Source organism: Streptomyces chiangmaiensis, assembly GCF_036281785.1.
GTDB lineage: Bacteria > Actinomycetota > Actinomycetes > Streptomycetales > Streptomycetaceae > Streptomyces > Streptomyces chiangmaiensis.
In genome coordinates this window covers 1-1,472 of sequence record NZ_JAYWVC010000557.1, presented here as the reverse complement: position 1 = coordinate 1,472, position 1,472 = coordinate 1, and the positions used below count along the sequence as shown (strand labels likewise).

The window sequence follows — 1,472 nt, the reverse complement described above, 5'->3', positions numbered from 1 at the left end:
ACATCCAAGGCCCAAACGCCGTTCTTTTAGGGGATCTGATACTTCAGCAGCGGTTCGTGTCCTGAGCCGGCATCGCAGTTGTCGTGGCCTGCTCAGCGCTGCAAGGAGCCTGCCGCACGCCGCCATCGCAGGTAACACAGCGCGCTCGCCGTGACGATCAGCGGCCAGAGCAGGTACCAGCCCGTCATCACGAGGAGTATGGCGACCGCGACAAGCGCCAGCAGTGCCGAGCGGCGGGGCAGGCTGCCGCCTGGCAGCAGGCGAAGGGCGGCCGCTGTGCCCAGGGCGTACACGGTCACGAACGATCCGGCGGTGAGCAGGACGAGCGGCTGCGGGCCGACGTCGGCGACTGTGGTGGCGGTCAGAGCGAGGCCCGACAGCCCCGAGACGACTGCCAGGCTGCGTCGTGGCACCTCACCGGCGCTGCTGCCTTGGCTGAGCCAGGCAGGCAGTGCGCCGTCCCGGCCGAGCGCGGCACCTAGTTTGGCCGCGCCGGCGAAGTAGGCATTCATGGTGCCGAGCGTGAGCAGCAGCGCGGCGACCGCAGCCAGCACGGGTACCGCTCCGCCGATGCCGAGGGCGAGCAGTTCGGCCAAGGGTGCGTCCGCGGTGCCGGCGGCCGGACCGAGTACGAGCACGCTGGTGGCGGCGACGGCGAGGTAGAGCACGCCGACGACGGCGACCGCCAGAGCGGTGGCTCGGGGCAGGTCGCGCGCCGGGCGGCGGAAGTCGGCGGCCAGGTGGGTGATGGCCTCACAGCCCGCGAAACTCCACACCAGCAGTGCCGCGGCGGAGCCGATCGCGGGCCAGCCGTGCGGCGTGAACGGATGCAGGTTGTGCAGGTGGGCGTGCGGCAGCGCGGCGGCCACAGCTACCAGCAGCAGCGTGACAAGAAAACTGGCGAGCCCGAGTTGCAGGCGGCCTGAGACGGTCAGGCCGAAGCCGTTGGCCACCACGACGAGGATCAGCAGAATCGCCGCCGTGACCGCCACCGTGCGCCGACCGCCACCGAGCGCGGTCGCGACATAGGCGCCGGCGAACATCCCCGCTGCTGGAGCACCGGCAGGAACGGCGAAGTAGAAACACCAGCCGACCACCGCCGCCGCCCGCGCCCCGAAGGCATGCCGGCCGTAGGTGGACACGCCGCCGCCGTCCGGGTAACGCGCGCCCAGCGCGGCGAATGTGGCCGCAAGGGGCACGGACAACAGGACCAATCCGAGCCAGGCAAGCAGCGATGCCGGCCCAGCCGCCCGCATGGCCAGTGCGGGCAGGGCGATCACACCGGTGCCGAGAACCGCGCCGATGTAGAGTGCCGCCCCCTGCCAGAGGGTCAGTCTCCCGGCCGGTTGAGCCGAACGTTCCTGCGCGGCCGACGCCTGGGTCATGCCGAGACCTCCCCGACCCGGCGCAGGTCCATGGTCCAGTTGGTTTCCCAGCTCTGCCCGCCGTCGGTGGAGAACGCCTGCTCCCAG

Annotated in this window: 1 protein-coding gene; it reads right to left on the bottom strand. The window is 71.3% G+C overall.

From position 1 onward, the window contains the following. Positions 1-92: 92 nt before the first annotated feature. Positions 93-1,385, bottom strand: coding sequence for an APC family permease (locus tag VXC91_RS45480; protein WP_329513192.1), 1,293 nt, complete (start codon positions 1,383-1,385; stop codon positions 93-95). Positions 1,386-1,472 lie beyond the last annotated feature (87 nt).

Excerpts from the sequence above, each read along its gene's own strand:
- VXC91_RS45480 (WP_329513192.1), bottom strand. The coding sequence starts at position 1,385 with ATGACCCAGGCGTCGGCCGCGCAGGAACGTTCGGCTCAACCGGCCGGG.